Origin of the sequence: Vibrio sp. Makdt (genome assembly GCF_027587015.1) — a bacterium.
Classification (GTDB): Bacteria; Pseudomonadota; Gammaproteobacteria; order Enterobacterales; family Vibrionaceae; genus Vibrio; species Vibrio chagasii_B.
Genome location: NZ_JAPPTH010000001.1, coordinates 460,834 through 479,616, shown reverse-complemented (window position 1 = coordinate 479,616; position 18,783 = coordinate 460,834). Strand labels below are relative to the sequence as shown.

14 protein-coding genes are annotated in these 18,783 nt (G+C 46.0%); 5 read left to right on the top strand and 9 right to left on the bottom strand.

Features of this window, described 5'->3' with window-relative positions:
* From choW to OH460_RS02070, 8 genes are all read right to left on the bottom strand, one after another.
* Complete coding sequence (gene choW / locus OH460_RS02105; protein ID WP_269994625.1) at window positions 1–843, bottom strand: choline ABC transporter permease subunit; 843 nt, start codon at window positions 841–843, stop codon at window positions 1–3.
* Window positions 844–919: 76 nt separating this feature from the next.
* The gene (locus OH460_RS02100) at window positions 920–1,891 is read right to left on the bottom strand and encodes a choline ABC transporter substrate-binding protein (RefSeq protein WP_269994623.1); all 972 of its coding nucleotides are present in this window, start codon (window positions 1,889–1,891) and stop codon (window positions 920–922) included.
* 112 nt (window positions 1,892–2,003) lie between these two features.
* Window positions 2,004–3,707 (bottom strand): choline dehydrogenase, encoded by a 1,704-nt coding sequence (gene betA, locus OH460_RS02095; RefSeq protein WP_269994621.1) that lies wholly within the window; start codon window positions 3,705–3,707, stop codon window positions 2,004–2,006.
* A gap of 72 nt (window positions 3,708–3,779) precedes the next feature.
* Window positions 3,780–5,240, bottom strand: a complete 1,461-nt coding sequence (gene betB, locus OH460_RS02090; RefSeq protein ID WP_269994620.1) for a betaine-aldehyde dehydrogenase — start codon at window positions 5,238–5,240, stop codon at window positions 3,780–3,782.
* Window positions 5,241–5,344: 104 nt separating this feature from the next.
* Complete coding sequence (gene betI, locus OH460_RS02085; protein ID WP_269994618.1) at window positions 5,345–5,947, bottom strand: transcriptional regulator BetI; 603 nt, start codon at window positions 5,945–5,947, stop codon at window positions 5,345–5,347.
* A gap of 404 nt (window positions 5,948–6,351) precedes the next feature.
* Window positions 6,352–6,861 (bottom strand): hypothetical protein, encoded by a 510-nt coding sequence (locus tag OH460_RS02080; RefSeq protein ID WP_269994616.1) that lies wholly within the window; start codon window positions 6,859–6,861, stop codon window positions 6,352–6,354.
* Window positions 6,862–6,870: 9 nt separating this feature from the next.
* A complete protein-coding gene (locus OH460_RS02075) occupies window positions 6,871–8,553 on the bottom strand; it encodes an LruC domain-containing protein (RefSeq protein WP_269994614.1) in 1,683 nt (560 codons plus the stop codon).
* Window positions 8,554–8,780: 227 nt separating this feature from the next.
* Window positions 8,781–9,872 (bottom strand): alpha/beta hydrolase, encoded by a 1,092-nt coding sequence (locus tag OH460_RS02070; protein WP_269994612.1) that lies wholly within the window; start codon window positions 9,870–9,872, stop codon window positions 8,781–8,783.
* A gap of 452 nt (window positions 9,873–10,324) precedes the next feature.
* Between OH460_RS02070 and OH460_RS02065 the strand changes: the two genes are divergently transcribed.
* The 5 genes from OH460_RS02065 to OH460_RS02045 all read left to right on the top strand — a co-directional run bounded on the left by OH460_RS02065 (window position 10,325) and on the right by OH460_RS02045 (window position 17,417).
* The gene (locus OH460_RS02065; protein WP_105058565.1) at window positions 10,325–11,029 is read left to right on the top strand and encodes a response regulator; all 705 of its coding nucleotides are present in this window, start codon (window positions 10,325–10,327) and stop codon (window positions 11,027–11,029) included.
* 36 nt (window positions 11,030–11,065) lie between these two features.
* Window positions 11,066–12,385 carry an ATP-binding protein gene (locus tag OH460_RS02060; protein WP_269994607.1) on the top strand — a complete coding sequence of 440 codons (1,320 nt, stop codon included), beginning with the start codon at window positions 11,066–11,068 and terminating at the stop codon, window positions 12,383–12,385.
* Window positions 12,386–12,583: 198 nt separating this feature from the next.
* A complete protein-coding gene (locus OH460_RS02055) occupies window positions 12,584–12,859 on the top strand; it encodes a hypothetical protein (RefSeq protein WP_008216093.1) in 276 nt (91 codons plus the stop codon).
* Window positions 12,860–13,398: 539 nt separating this feature from the next.
* Window positions 13,399–15,768: a M4 family metallopeptidase gene (locus OH460_RS02050; RefSeq protein WP_269994603.1), complete on the top strand. Its 2,370-nt coding sequence runs from the start codon at window positions 13,399–13,401 to the stop codon at window positions 15,766–15,768.
* Window positions 15,769–15,881: 113 nt separating this feature from the next.
* A complete protein-coding gene (locus OH460_RS02045) occupies window positions 15,882–17,417 on the top strand; it encodes a M28 family metallopeptidase (protein ID WP_269994601.1) in 1,536 nt (511 codons plus the stop codon).
* A 142-nt stretch (window positions 17,418–17,559) separates the two neighbouring features.
* Here OH460_RS02045 and lhgO read toward each other — a convergent pair whose 3' ends face one another.
* Complete coding sequence (gene lhgO, locus OH460_RS02040; RefSeq protein WP_269994599.1) at window positions 17,560–18,774, bottom strand: L-2-hydroxyglutarate oxidase; 1,215 nt, start codon at window positions 18,772–18,774, stop codon at window positions 17,560–17,562.
* Window positions 18,775–18,783: the final 9 nt, after the last annotated feature.

The following is an 18,783-nucleotide window of genomic DNA, read 5'->3' as shown; positions in this document are numbered from 1 at the left end:
TTAAGCCTCCTTCTGGTTTGGTGTTTTGCACAAACGATCAAGAATGATAGCGACTAATACAATCGCCAGTCCGGCTTCAAAACCTTGTGAGATGTTCACTGTGTTCAATGCACGAACAACAGGTTTTCCAAGCCCATCAGCACCGACAAGAGCGGCGATAACCACCATCGAAAGCGATAACATGATGCACTGAGTAACACCTGCCATAATGCTTGGCAGAGCCGCCGGCAATTCCACTTTAAGCAGCAACTTCATACGGCTAGCACCAAAGGCTTTGCCTGCTTCAATCAACTCTTCAGGTACTTTAGTCACGCCCAAGTAGGTCAAACGTATTGGCGCGGCAATAGCAAAAATAATGGTCGAGATTAAGCCCGGAACGATGCCTAAGCCAAATAGAACCAAGGTCGGGATAAGGTACACAAACGTTGGTACCGTCTGCATTAAATCGAGGATTGGGCGCAATAAGGTGTAAAGCCAAGGGCGGTGCGCCGCCATGATGCCAACCGGTACGCCAATTAATACGGAAATCGTTGTCGCCGCAAAGACGAGAACAAAGGTTTCCAGCATTTCTTGCCAATAGCCAAGGTTGAGAATGGTCAGAAGCGCCGCGACAACGAAGAACACCAACGACAATTTACGGTGTAAATACCAAGCGATCGCAGCAGTAATCACGATAGGGAGCGCAGGCGGCATCCATTTAAATACATCGACTAAAAACAGAATAACGGTTTCTAAAAAGATAGAAATAGCATCAAAAAAGCCCGCTGCGTTGATAGTTAACCAGTCAACACCAGCTTCCATCCATTGTCCGACAGGGATTTTGTTTTCCGTAATAAAATTCACAATATTGCCTTTCATTATTGGCGGGCCGAAGCCCACCTTTATTCTTTATGTAGCTTTGGTAAACAGATAGGTAGAACTATGCTTTTACTTGCTTTAGGTATTCAGTAACCGCTTGAGTTGCTGATTCACCTTTATGAGTTTTTACGTTGTCTAACCAAGCTTCCACTTGCTGTGGATTACTGTTTAACCATTGCTGAGCCGCTTTCTCTGGCTTCACATTTTGGTTCAAAATCGCTTCCATCAACTGGTTTTCCATCTCTAATGTGAACTCTAGGTTTTGCAGAAGCTGACCGACGTTTGAACATTCAGATAGGTAGTTTGAACGAACATTGGTGTAAACATTCGCGCCACCGTAATTCGGGCCAAAGAAGTCATCACCGCCAGAAAGGTATTCCATCTCAACGTTACTGTTCATCGGGTGCGGTGCCCAACCAAGGTAAACAATCCATTGGCTACGGCGTGCTGCGCGTGATACTTGCGATACCATACCCGCTTCGCTTGACTCAACTAGGCTAAAATCTTTTAGACCGAATGCGTCTGAGTCGATCATCGATTGGATTAGACGGTTACCATCATTACCTGGTTCAATGCCGTAGATACGGTCTTTGAACTTGTCAGCGTGCTTTGCAAGATCTGCGAAGCTTTTAACCCCCGCGTCGTACACGTATTTAGGTACCGCTAGTGTGTATTTCGCACCTTCAAGGTTGGCACGAACCGTTTCGACAGTGCCTGCTTCGCGGTATTTAGCAATGTCACCTTCCATAGTCGGCATCCAGTTTCCTAGGAACACATCGATGTCACCGTTAGCCATTGAAGAGTAAGTTACAGGTACTGAAAGTAGGTCGGTTTTGGTGGTGTAGCCTAGGCCTTTTAAAAGCTCAGTAGTGACAGCTGTGGTGGCAGTAATGTCAGTCCAACCGACATCGGCAAAACGGACGTTTTCACATTGTTGTGGTTCAACGGAAGCGTTAGCTGCAAATGCAACTGAGCTAATCGCAAATGTGGCTAACGTTTTTGTGGTCACGTTGTGCATGTTTAGAGTCGTCATAATGGTTCCTTTTAATCTTTCCTTTTTTCTGCCTCTTCTCAAACAGTAGAGGCAGTTTTGCTGACTTTTAACTAATTATTTTTATTGCTGTTTTTCACTTAGTCATAGGGCGTTACGCTTCCCTGACTGGTTTGTTGATTCTTTGCTTTTCTTGCCATTCCGGCGCAATCCACACTGGCACGTCTTGTTCTTTGAGCATTGGTTTCCCCAAAATCAAATCGGAAGTGCGCTCAGCAACCATGATGGTTGGCGCGTTTAAGTTTCCGTTTGGAATGGTTGGGAAAACAGACGAGTCAACGACACGCAGGTTATCAACGCCGCGAACGCGACACTGCTCATCAAGCACTGCCATCGGATCATCGTCAGCACCCATTTTGCAGCCACAAGATGGGTGATAAGCACTTTCAACATTCTGCTTAACCCACTCGTCAATCGCTTCATCAGAAGTCACATCCGAGCCCGGCTGAATCTCTTCGCCACGGTAAATATCCATCGCAGGTTGCGACAAAATTTCGCGCGTTAGGCGAATACAATCACGCCAATCTTGACGGTCTTGCTCGGTCGAGATGTAGTTGAAAATGATCTCTGGCTTAGCATGCGGGTCGGCCGAAGTGATAGCTACCGTGCCGCGACTTTCAGGCTTGTTAGGTCCAACGTGTACTTGGAAGCCATGACCATCAAAAGCGGCTTGGCCGTCGTAACGCATTGCCGCTGGTAGGAAGTGGTATTGAATATTTGGCCACTTCAATCCTTTACGAGATCGAATGAAGGCGCACGATTCAAAGTGATTGGTTGCACCTAAGCCTTTGCGAGTAAGAATCCACTCTGCACCTATCATTCCTTTACTCACTAAGCCAAGCTTACTGTTAAGCGTGATAGGTTCATTACAGTGGTGTTGAAAGTACACTTCTAGGTGGTCTTGAAGGTTTTCACCCACACCATTCAACTCGTGTTTAACTTCCACGCCTGCCTTTTCAAGTACCGCTTTCGGGCCTATACCTGACAGTTGCAGTAGTTGAACAGAACCGATAGAGCCCGCAGAAGAGATCACTTCTTTGTTCGCCATCGCGGTTTGAACGTGACCAGACTTTTCGAACTCAACACCGACTGCTTTCTTGATTTGATCCGATTGAGCCTCGATCAGAAACTTGCGTGCTACGATGCCTTTTTTCAACGTAAGGTTGGGGCGCTTCACTGCGCGACGCAGATAAGCGTTAGAGGTTGAGGCTCTAACACCCTTATCTACCGTCATATGCATGGTGCCGAAGCCTTCTTGCTGATAGCCGTTGTAATCGTTGGTTTCTGGGTAACCTGCGTCTTTACCTGCATCGATGAAGGCTTGGTAAAGTGGGTTAAGCGCCATGTCGTTACCGTTACATGTGCCGACAGGGCCATTGTCACCACGGTATTCATCACCGCCTTTGTTCCATGATTCAGCACGGCGGAAGTAAGGTAAGCATGCTTGGTAGTTCCAACCCGCTGCGCCCTCTTCTTCCCATTGGTCAAAATCACACGCGTGGCCACGAACATAAACCATGCCGTTAATTGATGAGCTGCCGCCTAACACTTTGCCACGTGGGCAGTGCAGTTCGCGTCCATCAAGGCCCGGTTCTTGCTCTGTTTCAAATTGCCAAGCGTACTTTTCAGTATTCATTGGGTAAGAAAGCGCGGTTGGCATCTGGATAAAAATACTCTTATCCGTGCCACCAGCTTCCAGTAATAAAACGCTATGTTCACCGCTTTCCGTTAGCCTATCCGCTAACACACAGCCGGCCGAACCCGCGCCGACGATAATATAATCGTAGCGTTGTTCCATGTTTTGATTTCCCTGAGATGAGTCAGTAGGGCTAGCTCTGTTAAGCTACCCCATAAAATTGAGTGTTACGCGTTAGGCATAAGGGCTGGCGTAGTCGCCAAGTTCAATAAGAATGCTCTTAGTCTGCGTATAATGAAGTAGGGTTTCGGGTCCATTTTCACGGCCAATACCCGAAAGCTTGTAACCACCAACTGGCATTTCTGCTGGTGAGTCGCCCCACGTGTTCACCCAACAAATACCTGCCTGCATTTGGTGAATAACACGGTGCGCACGAGAAAGGTTTTGCGTGAACACACCAGCAGCAAGGCCATATTTGGTGTCGTTGGCGCGGCGAATCACGTCGTCTTCGTCGGTAAACTTCAACACTGACATCACAGGGCCGAAGATCTCTTGTTGAACGTGAGGCATGTTGTCTTCGCAATCCACAAACACGGTTGGGATAACAAAGTTGCCGTTTTCGAGGCCGTTATCTGTCACTTGATAGCCGCCCGTCAGCAGGGTTGCACCCGACTGCTTAGCTAGCTCAATTGCTTCAAGGACTTTTGAAAGGTGTTCTTTAGAAATCAACGCGCCGATCTGAGTCTCCATATCCATTGGGTTACCAATGATCAGCTTCTCAGTGCGTGTTTTAAGTTGGTCGATGAATGCGTCATAGATGTTCTCATGAACATAAACACGGGTACCGTTAGTACACACTTCGCCTTGGGTGTAGAAGTTTGCGACCATCGAAGCTGAAACCGCATCATCCAATTTCGCATCACCAAACACGATCATTGGTGACTTGCCGCCAAGTTCCATGGTGACCGATTTCAGCGTTTTAGCGCTATCTGACATTACCGCTTTACCGGTACCGGTTTCGCCCGTGAACGACACTTTCGCGATATCTGGGTGCGCCGTTAGCATTTGACCTACACGGTAATCGCCCTGAACCACGTTAAACACGCCATCAGGAAGACCAGCCTCGGTAAAGATCTCTGCAAGCTTTAGAGCTGTGAGCGGAGTCTCTTCTGAAGGTTTGAAAATCATCGCGTTACCCGCGGCCAATGCCGGAGCCGATTTCCACATCGCGATCTGAATTGGGTAGTTCCACGCGCCAATGCCCGCACAAATGCCTAGCGGCTCGCGGCGAGTGTAGAAAAATTGAGATTCGCTCAGCGGCTGTTGGTCGCCTTGCAGCGTTGGAGCCAAACCAGCAAAGTATTCAATGACATCCGCGCCAGAGGCTACATCCACTTCAATCGCTTCTTGTAGTGGCTTACCCGTATCAACAACCTCAAGTGTTGCAAGGTCATCATTTCGAGCTCTAAGTATTTCTACTGCCTTCAAAAGAATGCGACTGCGCTCGACTGCTGTCATTGCAGACCACACTGCGAAGCCACGTTTTGCTGATTCGATAGCGCTATCTACATCCGCCGTAGAGGCTTGTCCCAGCTTGGCAATAGGTTCGCCGTTTGCAGGATTGATGCTATCAAAGGTTTCACCAGACGTAGCTTTCACTGCTGCGCCGTCAATGTATAACGAGTTCATTTCCATTTGAGATTCTGACTTAATTGTTGTTATTAGACTCTGCTGGTCTTGTTTGAATGTTAGCTGTAAGTATTGGTCGTTCTAGTGCTGCTCTATGACTAAACTGTGGTCTACTTGGTATGACACGAGTAGAACGTCAGTTGCTTATCAAGGTAATCATTGATGATGGCTTTGGCTTTCTTAGCATCGATACCATCAGGATTTAACGTGCCTCTCAGCCATAAACCATCAATCAGAGAAGCAATCCCGTGAGCAACGAGATCCGCTTGTTCATGCTCCAAAATACCTTTTAATTCAAGGCGTAAATGCGAGAGCAAACGTCTTTCATTTACGCGCTGCAATCGTTTTAACTGTTCGTCATGCATGGAGTAAGACCAAAACGCCAACCACGCCTTCGCGACCTTATTCTCTGCTTGATAGCCTTCGAAGTTGCCATCGATGATCGCATTGATCCTCTGTTGGTGAGCATCAACAGGGAGTGCTTTTAATGAGGTAGTGATGGTATTGGAAAGTTGACGAAGAATTTCGCGCATGCTCTCTTCGAGCAGGCCATGTTTGCCGCCAAAATAGTGATTGATAATACCAGTAGAGACTCCCGCTTCTTTGCTGATCAACGCAATACTCGCGGCATGTAAACCCACTCGATCGATCACGGCCATAGTGGCTTGAACAAGTTGTGGTTTACGTATATCAGGCATCCCAACCTTCGGCATTTCTCAGTCCTTTTATTTTTTATTGAACGTTCAGTTAAATATAAAATGACAGAAATTTAGTTAGGGTTCAAATGATTATTTAAAACAAACCATTAACAAAGAGCCACCATCACAACAATAAACATCAGAAAAACAAACACTTAACATTCATTTAGAGCACTAATCAAATTCATTAAAAGTTTGAACTGTGATGGTTATGGCTCAACAGATATTGATTAAAACGCCTAAGTTTTGAGCAATAGAGGAGGCGAGCTGACTAAACGAGAAAGCCCTCTTTTCAGCTCTATTTTTCTTTGACATTAATGAAGGAAAGAAGCCGGTGAAAAAATAAAAGTACCCAAATATTTGGGTACTTTAAGTTGGAAATACTATCACTCGATATTTTACCGAGAAGCGAAACGTTGCTAGAAAGCCAAGTGATAGCTATTGCTCGACTGATCGAGTGTGATCACCCAGCTCTGTTCTTGCTCCTTACTGCTCATTGGCACCCAACGGGCATAGATCTGCTCCCAGTTACCATTGATTTCCAATTCCACGACATCGGCGTGTGTTGGATAAACGGTTGTGATTCGAGAAGTAGGCTCCGCAACAACATCACCATTACTCATGACAAATGCTGACTCAGAGTACAAATGAAGAGCCCCTGCCGTCGTTCCCGTGTAATCCATCGACAAGCTGATCTTCTCCCCAATATCAAATGAGAAGCCGACAGGCGCCACAATATCAGACGTACTGATCGCGGCAGGCTGGATTGCTGATGCAGGCAGTTGAGCTGGCGTCTGTGTTGGTGTCGCAGCTGGAGTCTGCGCAGGTGATGCACTGGTGTTACCACCGCCACCTCCTCCACCACCGCCACAAGCAGTGATCGCTAACGAGAGAGATGTCATGGTGATTAATTTACTTATCTTATTCATGGTGCTCTCCTACTCATCCGTCGCTGATATAACTTTGTTGGTGGTCGATGCTTTGTACCATTCACCATCGGTCTCACCGCTGCTGGTTACCCATGTAGGGAATGACGTATACGCATCACTGATATCAACCAGTTCTACAGGGTGATCCCATTCGTCACGAATATTAATAACCCACGGCATGTTATTGCTGGTTTTGAACGATTCAGAACCTGAAGAGCTGTCATCATGACTATTGAACAAGGAGTTATTCATATCGCTGGTACCTGAAAACTCTTTTAAGTGAGTTTGCCACGTCATACCCGGAGGGGTCGCGACGAAGTCACCATGATAAGTGCCATCAGCCCCAAAGATAAACGAGTCATAAGGTGGGTAACCTATGTCATCACGTGATACTGGTGTAGTGAATTCCACGTACAGCTGGTAGTTGAGGACGTCAGCGTTTTGTACCCCAGAACATGCACTTTGGGTTCGGTAGAAAACACAGCTTTCCGATAGTTCACCAAGATTCTCTAGGTCTACTCTCAAATCCTCAGAGACCATCAATATCGTTTCACTATCACCTGCTTGCAAAATCGTATGACCGACTGCAACACCGTTACGAGTTAATGTTGTCGACGCTACGTTAGCAGGTAAAACGTTAGGTAGCTTCACAGCATAACCATTTGAGTAGCCCGCTCCCATTGCTTGAAGGGTGTAATCTACGGTCAAGTTCTTGAGTTCTCGTTGACCATTAAGCTGCTCTGTCACTTTGTAGCGCCACACCACGTCATTGAAGTCGTAGTCCCCTTTCAATGGCCAATTATCTTCAAATGCGATCGTTGCGTAGCTGTTCGAGCTTGGGTACACCGTTGTTACGGTCACATCTTCATTGTTCTCTTGAACAAGCACCTCGTATTTCGAGTCGGTTGTGCCGTCCTCATTAACCCCATCAACAGCAGTAAATGGCGTCACTTCAACGGTGAAGATCAAATCATTAAAGTCGTTATCTCCGGTTGGACGATAAATATCCTCAAAACCAAGCACCAAAAACTCATTCTCTGTATCTAGGAAGGCGACATTGTGTCTTCTATTTTCAGCAGTCGCCTCTGGATTCAAAGCAGGATAGCTGTAGAAAGGCGTTCCCCAACCACCAAGCCAAGGAATGTTGTTATAAGACCCTTCCCAGCCCCAACCATTCGAAATGACAAAGAAGGCCAATGTTTGACCCGCGGTGAGTTGGACATTGAGATCGATGGTATCCCCTTCTTGCATTTCCCCAACATCAGCAACGGATGTATTAGGAAACACCACAACGTGTGCGTTGATGTCATCTTTAGTTGCAGGTGGGTTGTCGGTATCATAAACAAAGTAACCGAGGGTATTTCGGTAACCCGCTCCTTCGTTCAAAAAAGTGATTGTGGCTGTGGCGTACTCTGCACCGTCCAACTCATCATCAATGTCGATGCTCGAGTAGCGCTCAGGGGCAATAAAAGCGCTGTTGACGGTGGTACCTTCAGGCAACATCGAATAGACGTTGGTTAGCACGTCTTGGGGCAGTGATGCTGACACCGAATACGTATTATTAGGTTTACCTTTTGCTGAATAGTTGGACGCATCCGCGCCAGATTCAAACGTTAGATCCGCCGTGGTCAACGCCATCGCGACACATGGCACCAAGCAACTCGGCAGTATGACTGAATTCCAATTTCTCATTCTGTTCCCTCTCTCACCAGCCTTAAACGTGTAAAGAGAATTCGAGCAAGTATAGTGCCGAAAAATAAAGTCTTTTATAACAAAACCTTACAATCGAGCCATTCATTTTTCTCAATTTGAGAATGAAGTTGAAATGGAAACAGAAACCACAAAAAAAGGTTGATAATGACAAAGCCACTATCAACCTTTAACAATCGGTGGAGAACGATCAGTTGTCGTCCCCAAACTTACTCAATACGGGTAATGAAGCTGTATTTATCAGAGTCCGCTTTCGTCATCCAATGCGCACCAGAAGCTGGGGCTGAATTTAGGGTAAACATATAAAAAGCGATCCCTTTGTCTCCCATCACCTTGTTAAAGTAAGTCGCTTGGCTGCGATGGCTCTCGTTAGTGTAAGGAAATTCTTTCGCGGTTTTATCTCCCTCATCCCAACTATGCACACCAACCTGCTTATTCTGTTCAATGGCTTTACTGGTGTCTGCACGTTGTAAAATACGTGGGTAACCCGCTGCGAATAAGTCCGTACCACCCGAGAAAACCGACCCTCTTGGAGTCACGATGGTTGTCATCTTATTGCTATGGATCATGCGTCCGGTGTACATGTTGATTTCATCATCGCCACTCCCCCCAATATGATTATCGAACTTTAATGTCATATCTCGGCCTTGAGATAACTTCACAATATCAAACAGCTGAGAATAGGTTGATACGCCTAACGTTGAGCCAATGCGCTCACCAACAGCAGGCTTATTAAATCTATCTCGGTAGAAGGTTTTAAAAGCGAACGAGGTAGTAATCGTGACTTTGTTATCTTGTAGAGAGCGGGTTAGAACCGTAGAACCTAGCCTCGTCACGTCATCTAACGCTTCGGTAAAAAACTCAAATTCGATAGGCCGTTTTCTATCACTGGTTGTCGTTTGGATTAACGTGGTTTCATTCGACACTGATCGCTGGGCAGCATTGCAATCAAACGCATCATAGAAATCCCCTTCCTTGTATATGCCACAGGTATCGACTCCAGCATCAGGGAAATACATGTCAATGGTTTGACCTAGTCGGTCGACAAGCCTGATGACTTTTTTCTGCCCGCTAATATCCTCAGCAAACATCACTTTCTCGTACTGCACGCCATCGTAATTCAGTGTGAAGGCTTCTTGGAGCTCTTCTCGGTCTTGATACAACTTTCCTAGCTTGGCCGATGAGAACACGTAATCGGCTTTGGGTTGAGGTAATTGTTTTTTCATGGTGTTGGAGCCAGAGTGGCATCCAGCTAAAAAGATTAATGGTAATGCCAACAGCGCGTTTCGATAATACTTCATGCAATGATTCCCCAAACGTAAGATGGGTAAATTCTATTATTTAGACTTCAAACTATCTGTAGTGGGAATGTAATAGAATGTACAGCGACTGATACTCGAAAAAACGGGACTGCCTCCAGGCTTATTGAAAGTCACCCGAGAGTTCCAAGTATCCCATTGGGTATGGCTTAGTGCACCTACCGCTTTACATCTAGTCTCTTGAAATAGAACCTCGCCATTAAACCCATTCGAAAATTGGGTTTGGTGGCGGCCAGTCTTACATTTGAACAATGTTTTTTATTTTTGTTATAAATGCCAATTCAGCATTGAACTAACTTATAAAGTGTTTAATCATTTGCATCAGGTATTTTTCGTGAAGCATTCGAACCGAATATGCAACTATGATTATCCTGGTAAGGTAATTGCACTCACGAAATCTCATAAGTTAAACACACGATAAGGCTGATAATGGAATGACAAAACCTAGAATGATCATCGTGGAAGATGATTTGAAGCTTCAAAGAATGTTGCAAGACTACTTTATCGCACAAGACTTTGACGTCTCGGTACTCGATGATGGCGGCAGTGCTGCACAGACTATCCTCGCTGAACAGCCAGACATTGTCTTACTGGATCTGATGCTTCCTGTAAGCGACGGACTTACAATCTGCCGACAGACGCGTACACATTACAAAGGTAAAATCCTGATGCTCACTGCTAGCGACGACGACTTTGATCATGTCGCAGGCTTAGAGACAGGGGCTGATGACTATGTCACCAAGCCAATCAAACCAAGAGTTCTGCTTGCAAGAGTTCGTTCATTATTACGCCGCCAAGACGCTAACACCGCTTCAGCCGATGACTCGGACAGCCTACAGTTCGATCAACTGTTGTTGAAAAACACCTATAAGAAATGCGAACTGGCGGGTGAGGTTTTGTCACTTACCGACAGTGAATTTGACCTACTCTGGCTATTAGCGAGTAACCCAGATACACCACTATCTCGCGACTATTTAACACAAACGTTGCGCGGCATTGAGTATGACGGGATTGATAGAACCATTGATAACAAGGTCGTACGCCTGAGAAAAATACTGGGTGACGACCATGCGCCAGCAGAAAAAATTCAGACCATTCGCGGTAAAGGTTACTTATTTGTTTCCACCGCTTGGCATTAACCTCGCTCAGTACGAGCGTAATGAAAGAGAACAATTATGCGACGTATCTATTTGGAGTCCCTAATAGGGCTGTTAGTTTGTTTTATGGCAGGTATTATCGCCTATGAAATCAGTGTCTATCAGCTCAATACTGACTACGAATATGTACTGCAAGATTATGAAGCGGCAGCCCATCAACAGCTGATAGAAAACATCGCTAAGAATCAAGGGCTTGAAGCTGCTCATCAAGCGATAAACCAGTTTGTCGAAACCACACGAAATAAACTGGTGATCCTCAGCCCACAAGATGAAATACCAGGCCCCGTTTCACAATTCTTCACCGCCAACCCGAATACCTTTATCTTTCATGATGACGAACGTGACCTGTGGTTCCGCTTAGCAAACAGTGACAACACTTATCACTATCTCCCAAACAGTGAAGCGTTAGTGAGGCAAAAGATAGAGTTAGAGGATGACCTAATATGGCTGTTCTTTTTAGCTAGCTTTATCTTATATGGCTTATGCCATGTACTGATCATCTTTCGACGAGTTAAGAAGCTTGAATCCGCTACTCTGCGTTTTGCAGAAGGGGATCTTTCGACGCGAGCTGAAACCTCTAGCGGCATCGCAATTGGCTCTTTGAACAAGTCCTTCAACCTCATGGCCGATCGAATTCACCGCTTAGTTGAAAGTAATCGCTCGCTCACCAATGCGGTCGCTCATGAACTGCGCACACCAATATTTCGTATTCAGTGGCAAGCTGAAATGCTGAAAGACACACCGTTAAGCGAAGAACAAGAGAAAACCATTGAGAGCATTGTTGAAGACACGGAAGAGATGGAAAAGATGGTTGATGAGCTCTTGTATTATGCCAAGCTCGATAGCACTGAACTCGAAAGCCTACAGCAGCCATTGGAAATAAAAGACTTTCTCGAGCACGCGACGACGCGCTGGAGCAAAGAGACCGCGCTCAGTATTGACCTTTACTTACCAGAACACGAGCAATCGATAGTGGCTGACGAAACCCTGCTCAATCGTGCTTTGGATAACCTCGTACGTAACGCCATGAAATTTGCACGCACACAGATTTCAATTGAAGTAACTAAACACCAAGAGCAGCTGCAAATCGCGGTACACGACGATGGTGATGGCGTTGCAGAAGAACACCGAGCACACCTATTCGATCCCTTTTATGTTGGCGACAAAGCACGTAACAAAGCGAAGAGTGGTCATGGCTTAGGGTTATCTATCGTCCATAAAATCTGCGCCCAACACCATGCAACCGTCCAAATTGCTCAAAGCCCAAGTTTGAAAGGTGCGGTCTTCACCATCACTTTTCCACTGTGTAACGAAGCAGCTGACAAAGCCATACAGTAACGACAAAACACCTCTGAAATAATGCTCACATCGGTTGGGAGACACTGTCTCCCTATCCATTTATTCGATCTAGATAACCTTGGCACCACATTAATGGCTTGTCACTTGAGTGCGGCGAAGAACCGCTCCGACGTTCTTTACGAGTCATTAGTGCCAAAGGCAAAGCCTCTAGATCCCATTTATTCTAAAGGTATGTTTATGAAAAAATTATTAGTTGTTTTAGGTATTGTCTCTCTTGCAGGTTGTTCAGGTATTACCCACAACGATGAGGTGTACACTGCGCACGCTGAAAGCTTCAACATCGTAGGCTTCCAAATTCCTGGTAATACACAGGATCGTGCAATGGAATTGGTTCCTGAAGGTGCAAGTGTTGATACAATCCGTTCTACAAACTCTGACACAAGCTCTGCCCTTGGTATCATCAACCGCATTATCGGTATCGACTACGTTCAAGTTGGCGGTAAAAAGCAGTAATTTGCGAGAGCTTACGTAACGTTAAACGCTAGCGGACCCAAGCAAGAATCTTCAAACCAGTGGCATTCGTCGCTGGTTTTTTTATTCCTGACGTTTTGAGCTCTGTGCCAAAAAATTCCTCAAAAAGCGCAATGCAAAATAAATGACAAATTAGGCAATAACCCTCTAAAAGATAAAAACTTCGTCAAAACTGTTCTTAAAATCAGCTAATAGCCGAAACGCGTAACGTACTCCTCCCAACCATTTACCCTTCTATCAATTTAAGCTCGATTAATTGAGGCACAGATCAATTCACGTGAAGATCTTATTTCGCATAAAAAAGTATCAATTAATAAAAGTGTCATGATTTTATAAATAAAAAATATAAGCACATCGAAAAATAAACATAAATCATAACCATCTGTAAATACGAGAAATATATATTTCATGAATAAAAGAGAGCCCTGCCATGCTACTAATTAATTCGATCGAATAATGTAAATTCAATATGATATTTTTGTTACGTTTTCATGGATTTTACATGGAAAGAGAAAATAACAATGAAAATGAAAAAGCGTTTAGTTGCCGTTGCTATAGCGAGTGCTATGTCTTTATCCGTACACGCGGGTGAATCCGTTAGCATTAATCAACCGATCAACTTTACTAGCTTCTCTGGGTTAAATACTCAGCTAGGCGTCAGTAATGCCTCTAGCTTCAAGATGGTTAAGGAAGTTAACCTGAAAAAGCGTGGTATCTACAAAGTTAAGATCCAACAAAACATTTGGGGGACGCCGGTTTGGGGACACTACCTAAACGCAACCCAAAGTGTTCAAGGTGGCGCGCTTAAGTCCGTTCAAGGTCGCTACTTAAAAACCACCACTCTGGAGCGATCTTTCGTTAAGCCATCCATCAACAGTGCTCAAGCTGTTGAACTAGCGAGTAAAGACCTGAAAGCCCAGAGCGTAGCTAGCAAATCACTAGACAACGTACAACATGAGCTGTTTATCTACCAAGGCGCGTCGAAGCAAGGTGTTGGAGCACAAGCGGCTGATAAGACACGCCTCGTGTACGTGGTTTCTTACCTTGTGAAAGGTAGCGAAAAGCCTTCACGCCCATTCACTATGCTCGACGCTCATACGGGTGAAATCATCGACCGCTGGGAAGGTATTGCTCACGCTCAAATAGGGACAGGCCCAGGCGGTAACGAGAAGACTGGCATGTACGAATACGGTACCGACTACCACTACCTTGATGTTCAAGAGAATGGCACTGAGTGTGTGATGGAATCGGAAAACGTTGTCACGGTTGACCTAAATGGCGCAACAGACGGTGATACTGTTTACAGCTACGAATGCCCTCGCAACGAACATAAAGAAGTGAACGGAGCTTACTCTCCTCTGAACGATGCTCATTACTTCGGTAACATCGTTTTCGACATGTATAAAAACTGGTTCGATACAGCACCACTCTCTTTCAAACTCATGATGCGTGTCCACTACGGCTCGAACTACGAAAACGCCTTCTGGGATGGCAAAGCGATGACCTTTGGTGATGGTGAAAGCTTCTTCTACCCACTTGTAAGCTTAGACGTGTCTGCCCACGAGGTGAGTCACGGTTTCACAGAGCAAAACTCAGGTCTGATCTACGCAAACCAATCTGGTGGTATGAACGAAGCATTCTCTGATATGGCCGGAGAAGCAGCAGAATACTACATGAAAGGCACCAACGACTGGATGGTGGGTCGTAACATCTTTAAAGGTGACGGCGCTTTGCGTTACATGGATGACCCATCGCGTGACGGTTCTTCCATCAACAACGCATCGGAATACTACGACGGCTTAAACGTGCACTACAGCTCAGGCGTGTTCAATAAGGCGTTTTACCACCTAGCAACGACACAAGGTTGGGATACCAAGAAAGCGTTCGAACTTTTCGTTTTAGCAAACCAAATCTACTGGCAGGAAAACAGTGATTTTTGGCAGGGTGCGTGTGGCGTGAAAAACTCAGCCACTGACCTTGGTTACAGTACCGAAGATGTGGTTTCCGCGTTCGCACTGGTTGGTGTAACACCATGTGATGAGCCACCACTACCGCCAGAGCCTGAATATCAACGCCTAGAAAATGGTGTTGAAGCACCAGTGGCTGGTGAAACAGGTTCCAAGACTTACTTTGATATCGAAGTACCAGAAGGCCAAAACAAACTGACGATTGATCTGGATGTCTCTACGGGTGATCCAGATATGTATGTCGGTCTCGATTATGCACCAAGCCCACAAGAGAACATCTGTAAAAGTGAAAGCGTGACCGATGAAGTCTGTGTTATCGATAACCCAACAGCTGGTCGCTACACCGTTAACATTCTGGGCTACTCAGATTACACAGGTGCCAACCTGAAAGCGTCATACGAAGCTGGCAGCACTAACGTACCACCGGTATCTTCGTTCGAACACACTGTGGTTGGCAAAGAAGTCGAACTTCGCAGCACAAGCTCAGATAGCGACGGCCAGATCGTCTCTTACCAATGGAACCTTGGCGATGGCAACACGCAAACGGGTGAAGTAACTCGCTACACTTACGCTGAAGCGGGTGACTACGTAGTAACACTGACCGTCACTGACGATGCTGGCGTTGCAACATCAACAAGTAAATCGATCACGATTGAAGGTGACTCTGCGGAAGGTTTCCCGCTAAAACTGAAGTTCGGTAACAAGAACCCGAATGGTAAAGCTCGCGTCAAGCTGGCATGGGATTACGACACCAACGATTACTTCGTGATTAAGCGTAATGGCAAAAATGTTGGTGCAACAGACTTCAACTCATACGTCGATAAGTTCCGTCACAACGGCACAGTAGATGTGGAGTACCAAGTGTGTACCTCAAGCGATGTTTGTTCAGAAACCAAGCACTACCGTTTCATCAAAACACAATAATCGATAGTTAATTCAGGGCTCCGAAAGGAGCCCTTTGACTATGTGGATGATGAAAACCCTCATAGCTAAAGCAATAAGAAAAACAACAATATAAACGATAGAAAGGACATCAAATGGCTATTCAAAAAAGCATTCTCGCAGTGGCTCTATTTGGCAGCGCAACGGCTTACGCATCTCTAGGTATTACACCACCAGAAAACTCAGAAGTTTGGATCACCACCGATGCTGACGCTCAGCACCTGATAGTGGAGCACGGCGCAACGGTTTATCCTGCAGTAAACGGAAACAAACACTCGGTCGTCGCAAAAATCAATGCGAAGCAACTGGCTGCGCTCTCGAGCCATATGCACGAAGAGACTCACCGTTGTGGCGGCTACATGGTGCACGAAGATAAAGCAAGCGCGCTTAAAGCTTCAGCAATGCCACTAACAATGAGCACCTTCGAAAAACCGGTGATCAGCCATCAAGAGACAGTGAATGATTTACTCGCTCAGGTTGAGCCTAGCAACATGGTTACGACCATCGAAAATCTAACCAACTTCACCAACCGTTTTTATACCACTTCTACGGGTGTTGCGGCTTCAGATTGGCTGCTAGAGCGTTGGAAAAGGGAAATCAAAGATGTGCCATACGCTTCGGCACGCCAAATCACGCACGCAGAGTATCCGCAAAAGTCTGTCGAAGTCACCTTACTTGGCGCGAAGTATCCAGAAGAGATCGTTGTCGTTGGCGGACACCTCGACTCAACTGTTGGTTCTTGGACGAGTGAAGGCACAATCTCTCCAGGAGCAGACGATGATGCGTCGGGGATTGCTACGGTTACTGAATCGCTGCGTTTGATGATAGCTAGTGGTATTCAGCCAGACAAAACCATCAAGTTCTATGGCTATGCGGCTGAAGAAGTCGGACTACGTGGCTCACAAGATGTTGCTAATGCACTTAGAGACGAACAAGCAAATGTTGTCTCTGTACTTCAATTAGACATGACTAACTACAACGGCTCCGCGCACGATATCACCTTCATCACTGACTACACTGACAGCAACCTAACGGCTTACCTAGGTGAGTTGATTGACACCTATGCTAGCGACATCAGTTACAGTTTCGACCGTTGTGGTTATGCCTGTTCCGATCACGCCTCATGGCACAACGTTGGCTACCCAGCAGCTATGCCGTTCGAGAGCATGTTCAACGATTACAACCCGAGCATCCACACGCAGCATGATACGATTGAGAACTCAGACCCGACAGCAACCCATGCCTCAAAGTTCGCTAAGTTGGCGATTGCATATCTCGTTGAAACCAGCCTAGATTCGCCCGTTGCAGGTCCAACAGAACTTCAATATGACATCCCTGTTGAAGGGCTATCCGCAGGCTACGGTGAAGAGCAATTCTTTACCGTAACGACGGAATACGCAGGGAAATTGACCGTAACCATGACTGGACCTCGCAGTGGCGATGCCGACTTATACGTCAAATATAACGGTGTGGTATCGAAAGCGAACTTTGACTGCCGCCCGTACCAGAATAGCAGCAACGAACAATGTGTATTGGACAAACCTGCGGGTGAATTCAGCATCATGGTACGCGGCTATCGCAACTTCAGCGATGTATCTATCGTCGCTAACTTTGTTCCTGATTGGTTGTAAGGTCGGTTGATTACTAACTAATCAACAACCCGAAAAACACTGCAAAAACTAAAAACCCGCGAGTTCAATCCTAAATAGAATTGAGCTCGCGGGTTTCTTATTCTCTCCAGAGGAAAGTTCGAACAATGACCTTAAACGATCATCACGCCGTCTTTTTCATCACCTTAGTACAAATATACTCACCAATAGGCATCGCTGAGGTCGCCGCTGGCGATGGTGCATTGCACACATGCAAGCTTCTTGGGCTCTCCGCAAACAGGAAGTCATGAACCAAGGTACCATCTTTGAGTACCGCTTGAGCACGAATACCTGCAGGGTATGGCTTGAAGTCAGACACAGTGATACTTGGGCAGTACTTATTAACCAACTTTAGATACCCCGGCTTCCACCACGAGTTTTTAAACTCAACCAAACCGGTTTTTAGGTGCTTAGCCGTCACCTTCCAAAAACCAGTAAAGCTCAGCATCTGCAAGGTATCCTTAACGCTAAAATTAAGCTTACCGTAACCTTCTCGCTTCCACCCTTGAACCGCGTTAGGTCCTACCGTTACCGAGCCATCAATCATGCGTGTTAAATGAACGCCGAGGAAAGGCAGTTCAGGGTCAGGGATCGGATAGATAAGGTGGTTCACCACTTGGTTATGTTTAGGATCAAGCTGATAGTATTCACCGCGATAAGGGACGATTTGGAAGTCGGTTTCAATACCAAGCATCTTGGTCATTCTATCCGCCATTAAGCCTGAGCAAGTGATCAAGAATCGACTGTTCAACTGCAAGGTCTGTCCATCCACTTTGCAGGTTAACTGAACCTCATCGTCTTGCTCATCAGCCAATATAACTTCTGTGCCCAAGCTCAACTCCCCACCCGCTTCAACAAACTCTTGAGCCATCACTTCGGTGACTTTTTTGTAGTCGACGATACTGGTGGTTTTGACATAAATCGCGCCCAAGCCCGTGATGTTTGGCTCGGCCAGTTTGAGCTGCGCTTGGTCCAACAAATCGACATCAATATCGTTATCATGGCAACGCTGATAGAGCGCGTTCATGCGCTCGACTTCTTGTTCGTTGGTCGCGACCAACAACTTACCGCAGTTTTCAACGGGGATATCATGTTGGAGACAAAAGGCGATAGTGCGCTCAACGCCACGCTTACAAAAATCCGCCTTTAAACTACCCGGAGCATAGTAAACACCAGCGTGAATCACACCACTGTTGTGACCCGTTTGATGCTGCGCAAAGCCACGCTCCTTTTCGACTAAAAGGATACTTTTATCAGGGTGAGCTTGTTGAAGTTGCCATGCCGTCGACACGCCAACAATGCCGCCACCAACGATAATATAGTCGTATATTGAGTTCATAATGTTCCT

Excerpts from the sequence above, each read along its gene's own strand:
- OH460_RS02100 (WP_269994623.1), bottom strand. The coding sequence starts at position 1,891 with ATGACGACTCTAAACATGCACAACGTGACCACAAAAACGTTAGCCACA.
- betA (WP_269994621.1), bottom strand. The coding sequence starts at position 3,707 with ATGGAACAACGCTACGATTATATTATCGTCGGCGCGGGTTCGGCCGGC.
- betB (WP_269994620.1), bottom strand. The coding sequence starts at position 5,240 with ATGGAAATGAACTCGTTATACATTGACGGCGCAGCAGTGAAAGCTACG.
- betI (WP_269994618.1), bottom strand. The coding sequence starts at position 5,947 with ATGCCGAAGGTTGGGATGCCTGATATACGTAAACCACAACTTGTTCAA.
- OH460_RS02080 (WP_269994616.1), bottom strand. The coding sequence starts at position 6,861 with ATGAATAAGATAAGTAAATTAATCACCATGACATCTCTCTCGTTAGCG.
- OH460_RS02075 (WP_269994614.1), bottom strand. The coding sequence starts at position 8,553 with ATGAGAAATTGGAATTCAGTCATACTGCCGAGTTGCTTGGTGCCATGT.
- OH460_RS02070 (WP_269994612.1), bottom strand. The coding sequence starts at position 9,872 with ATGAAGTATTATCGAAACGCGCTGTTGGCATTACCATTAATCTTTTTA.
- OH460_RS02065 (WP_105058565.1), top strand. The coding sequence starts at position 10,325 with ATGACAAAACCTAGAATGATCATCGTGGAAGATGATTTGAAGCTTCAA.
- OH460_RS02060 (WP_269994607.1), top strand. The coding sequence starts at position 11,066 with ATGCGACGTATCTATTTGGAGTCCCTAATAGGGCTGTTAGTTTGTTTT.
- OH460_RS02055 (WP_008216093.1), top strand. The coding sequence starts at position 12,584 with ATGAAAAAATTATTAGTTGTTTTAGGTATTGTCTCTCTTGCAGGTTGT.
- OH460_RS02050 (WP_269994603.1), top strand. The coding sequence starts at position 13,399 with ATGAAAATGAAAAAGCGTTTAGTTGCCGTTGCTATAGCGAGTGCTATG.
- OH460_RS02045 (WP_269994601.1), top strand. The coding sequence starts at position 15,882 with ATGGCTATTCAAAAAAGCATTCTCGCAGTGGCTCTATTTGGCAGCGCA.
- lhgO (WP_269994599.1), bottom strand. The coding sequence starts at position 18,774 with ATGAACTCAATATACGACTATATTATCGTTGGTGGCGGCATTGTTGGC.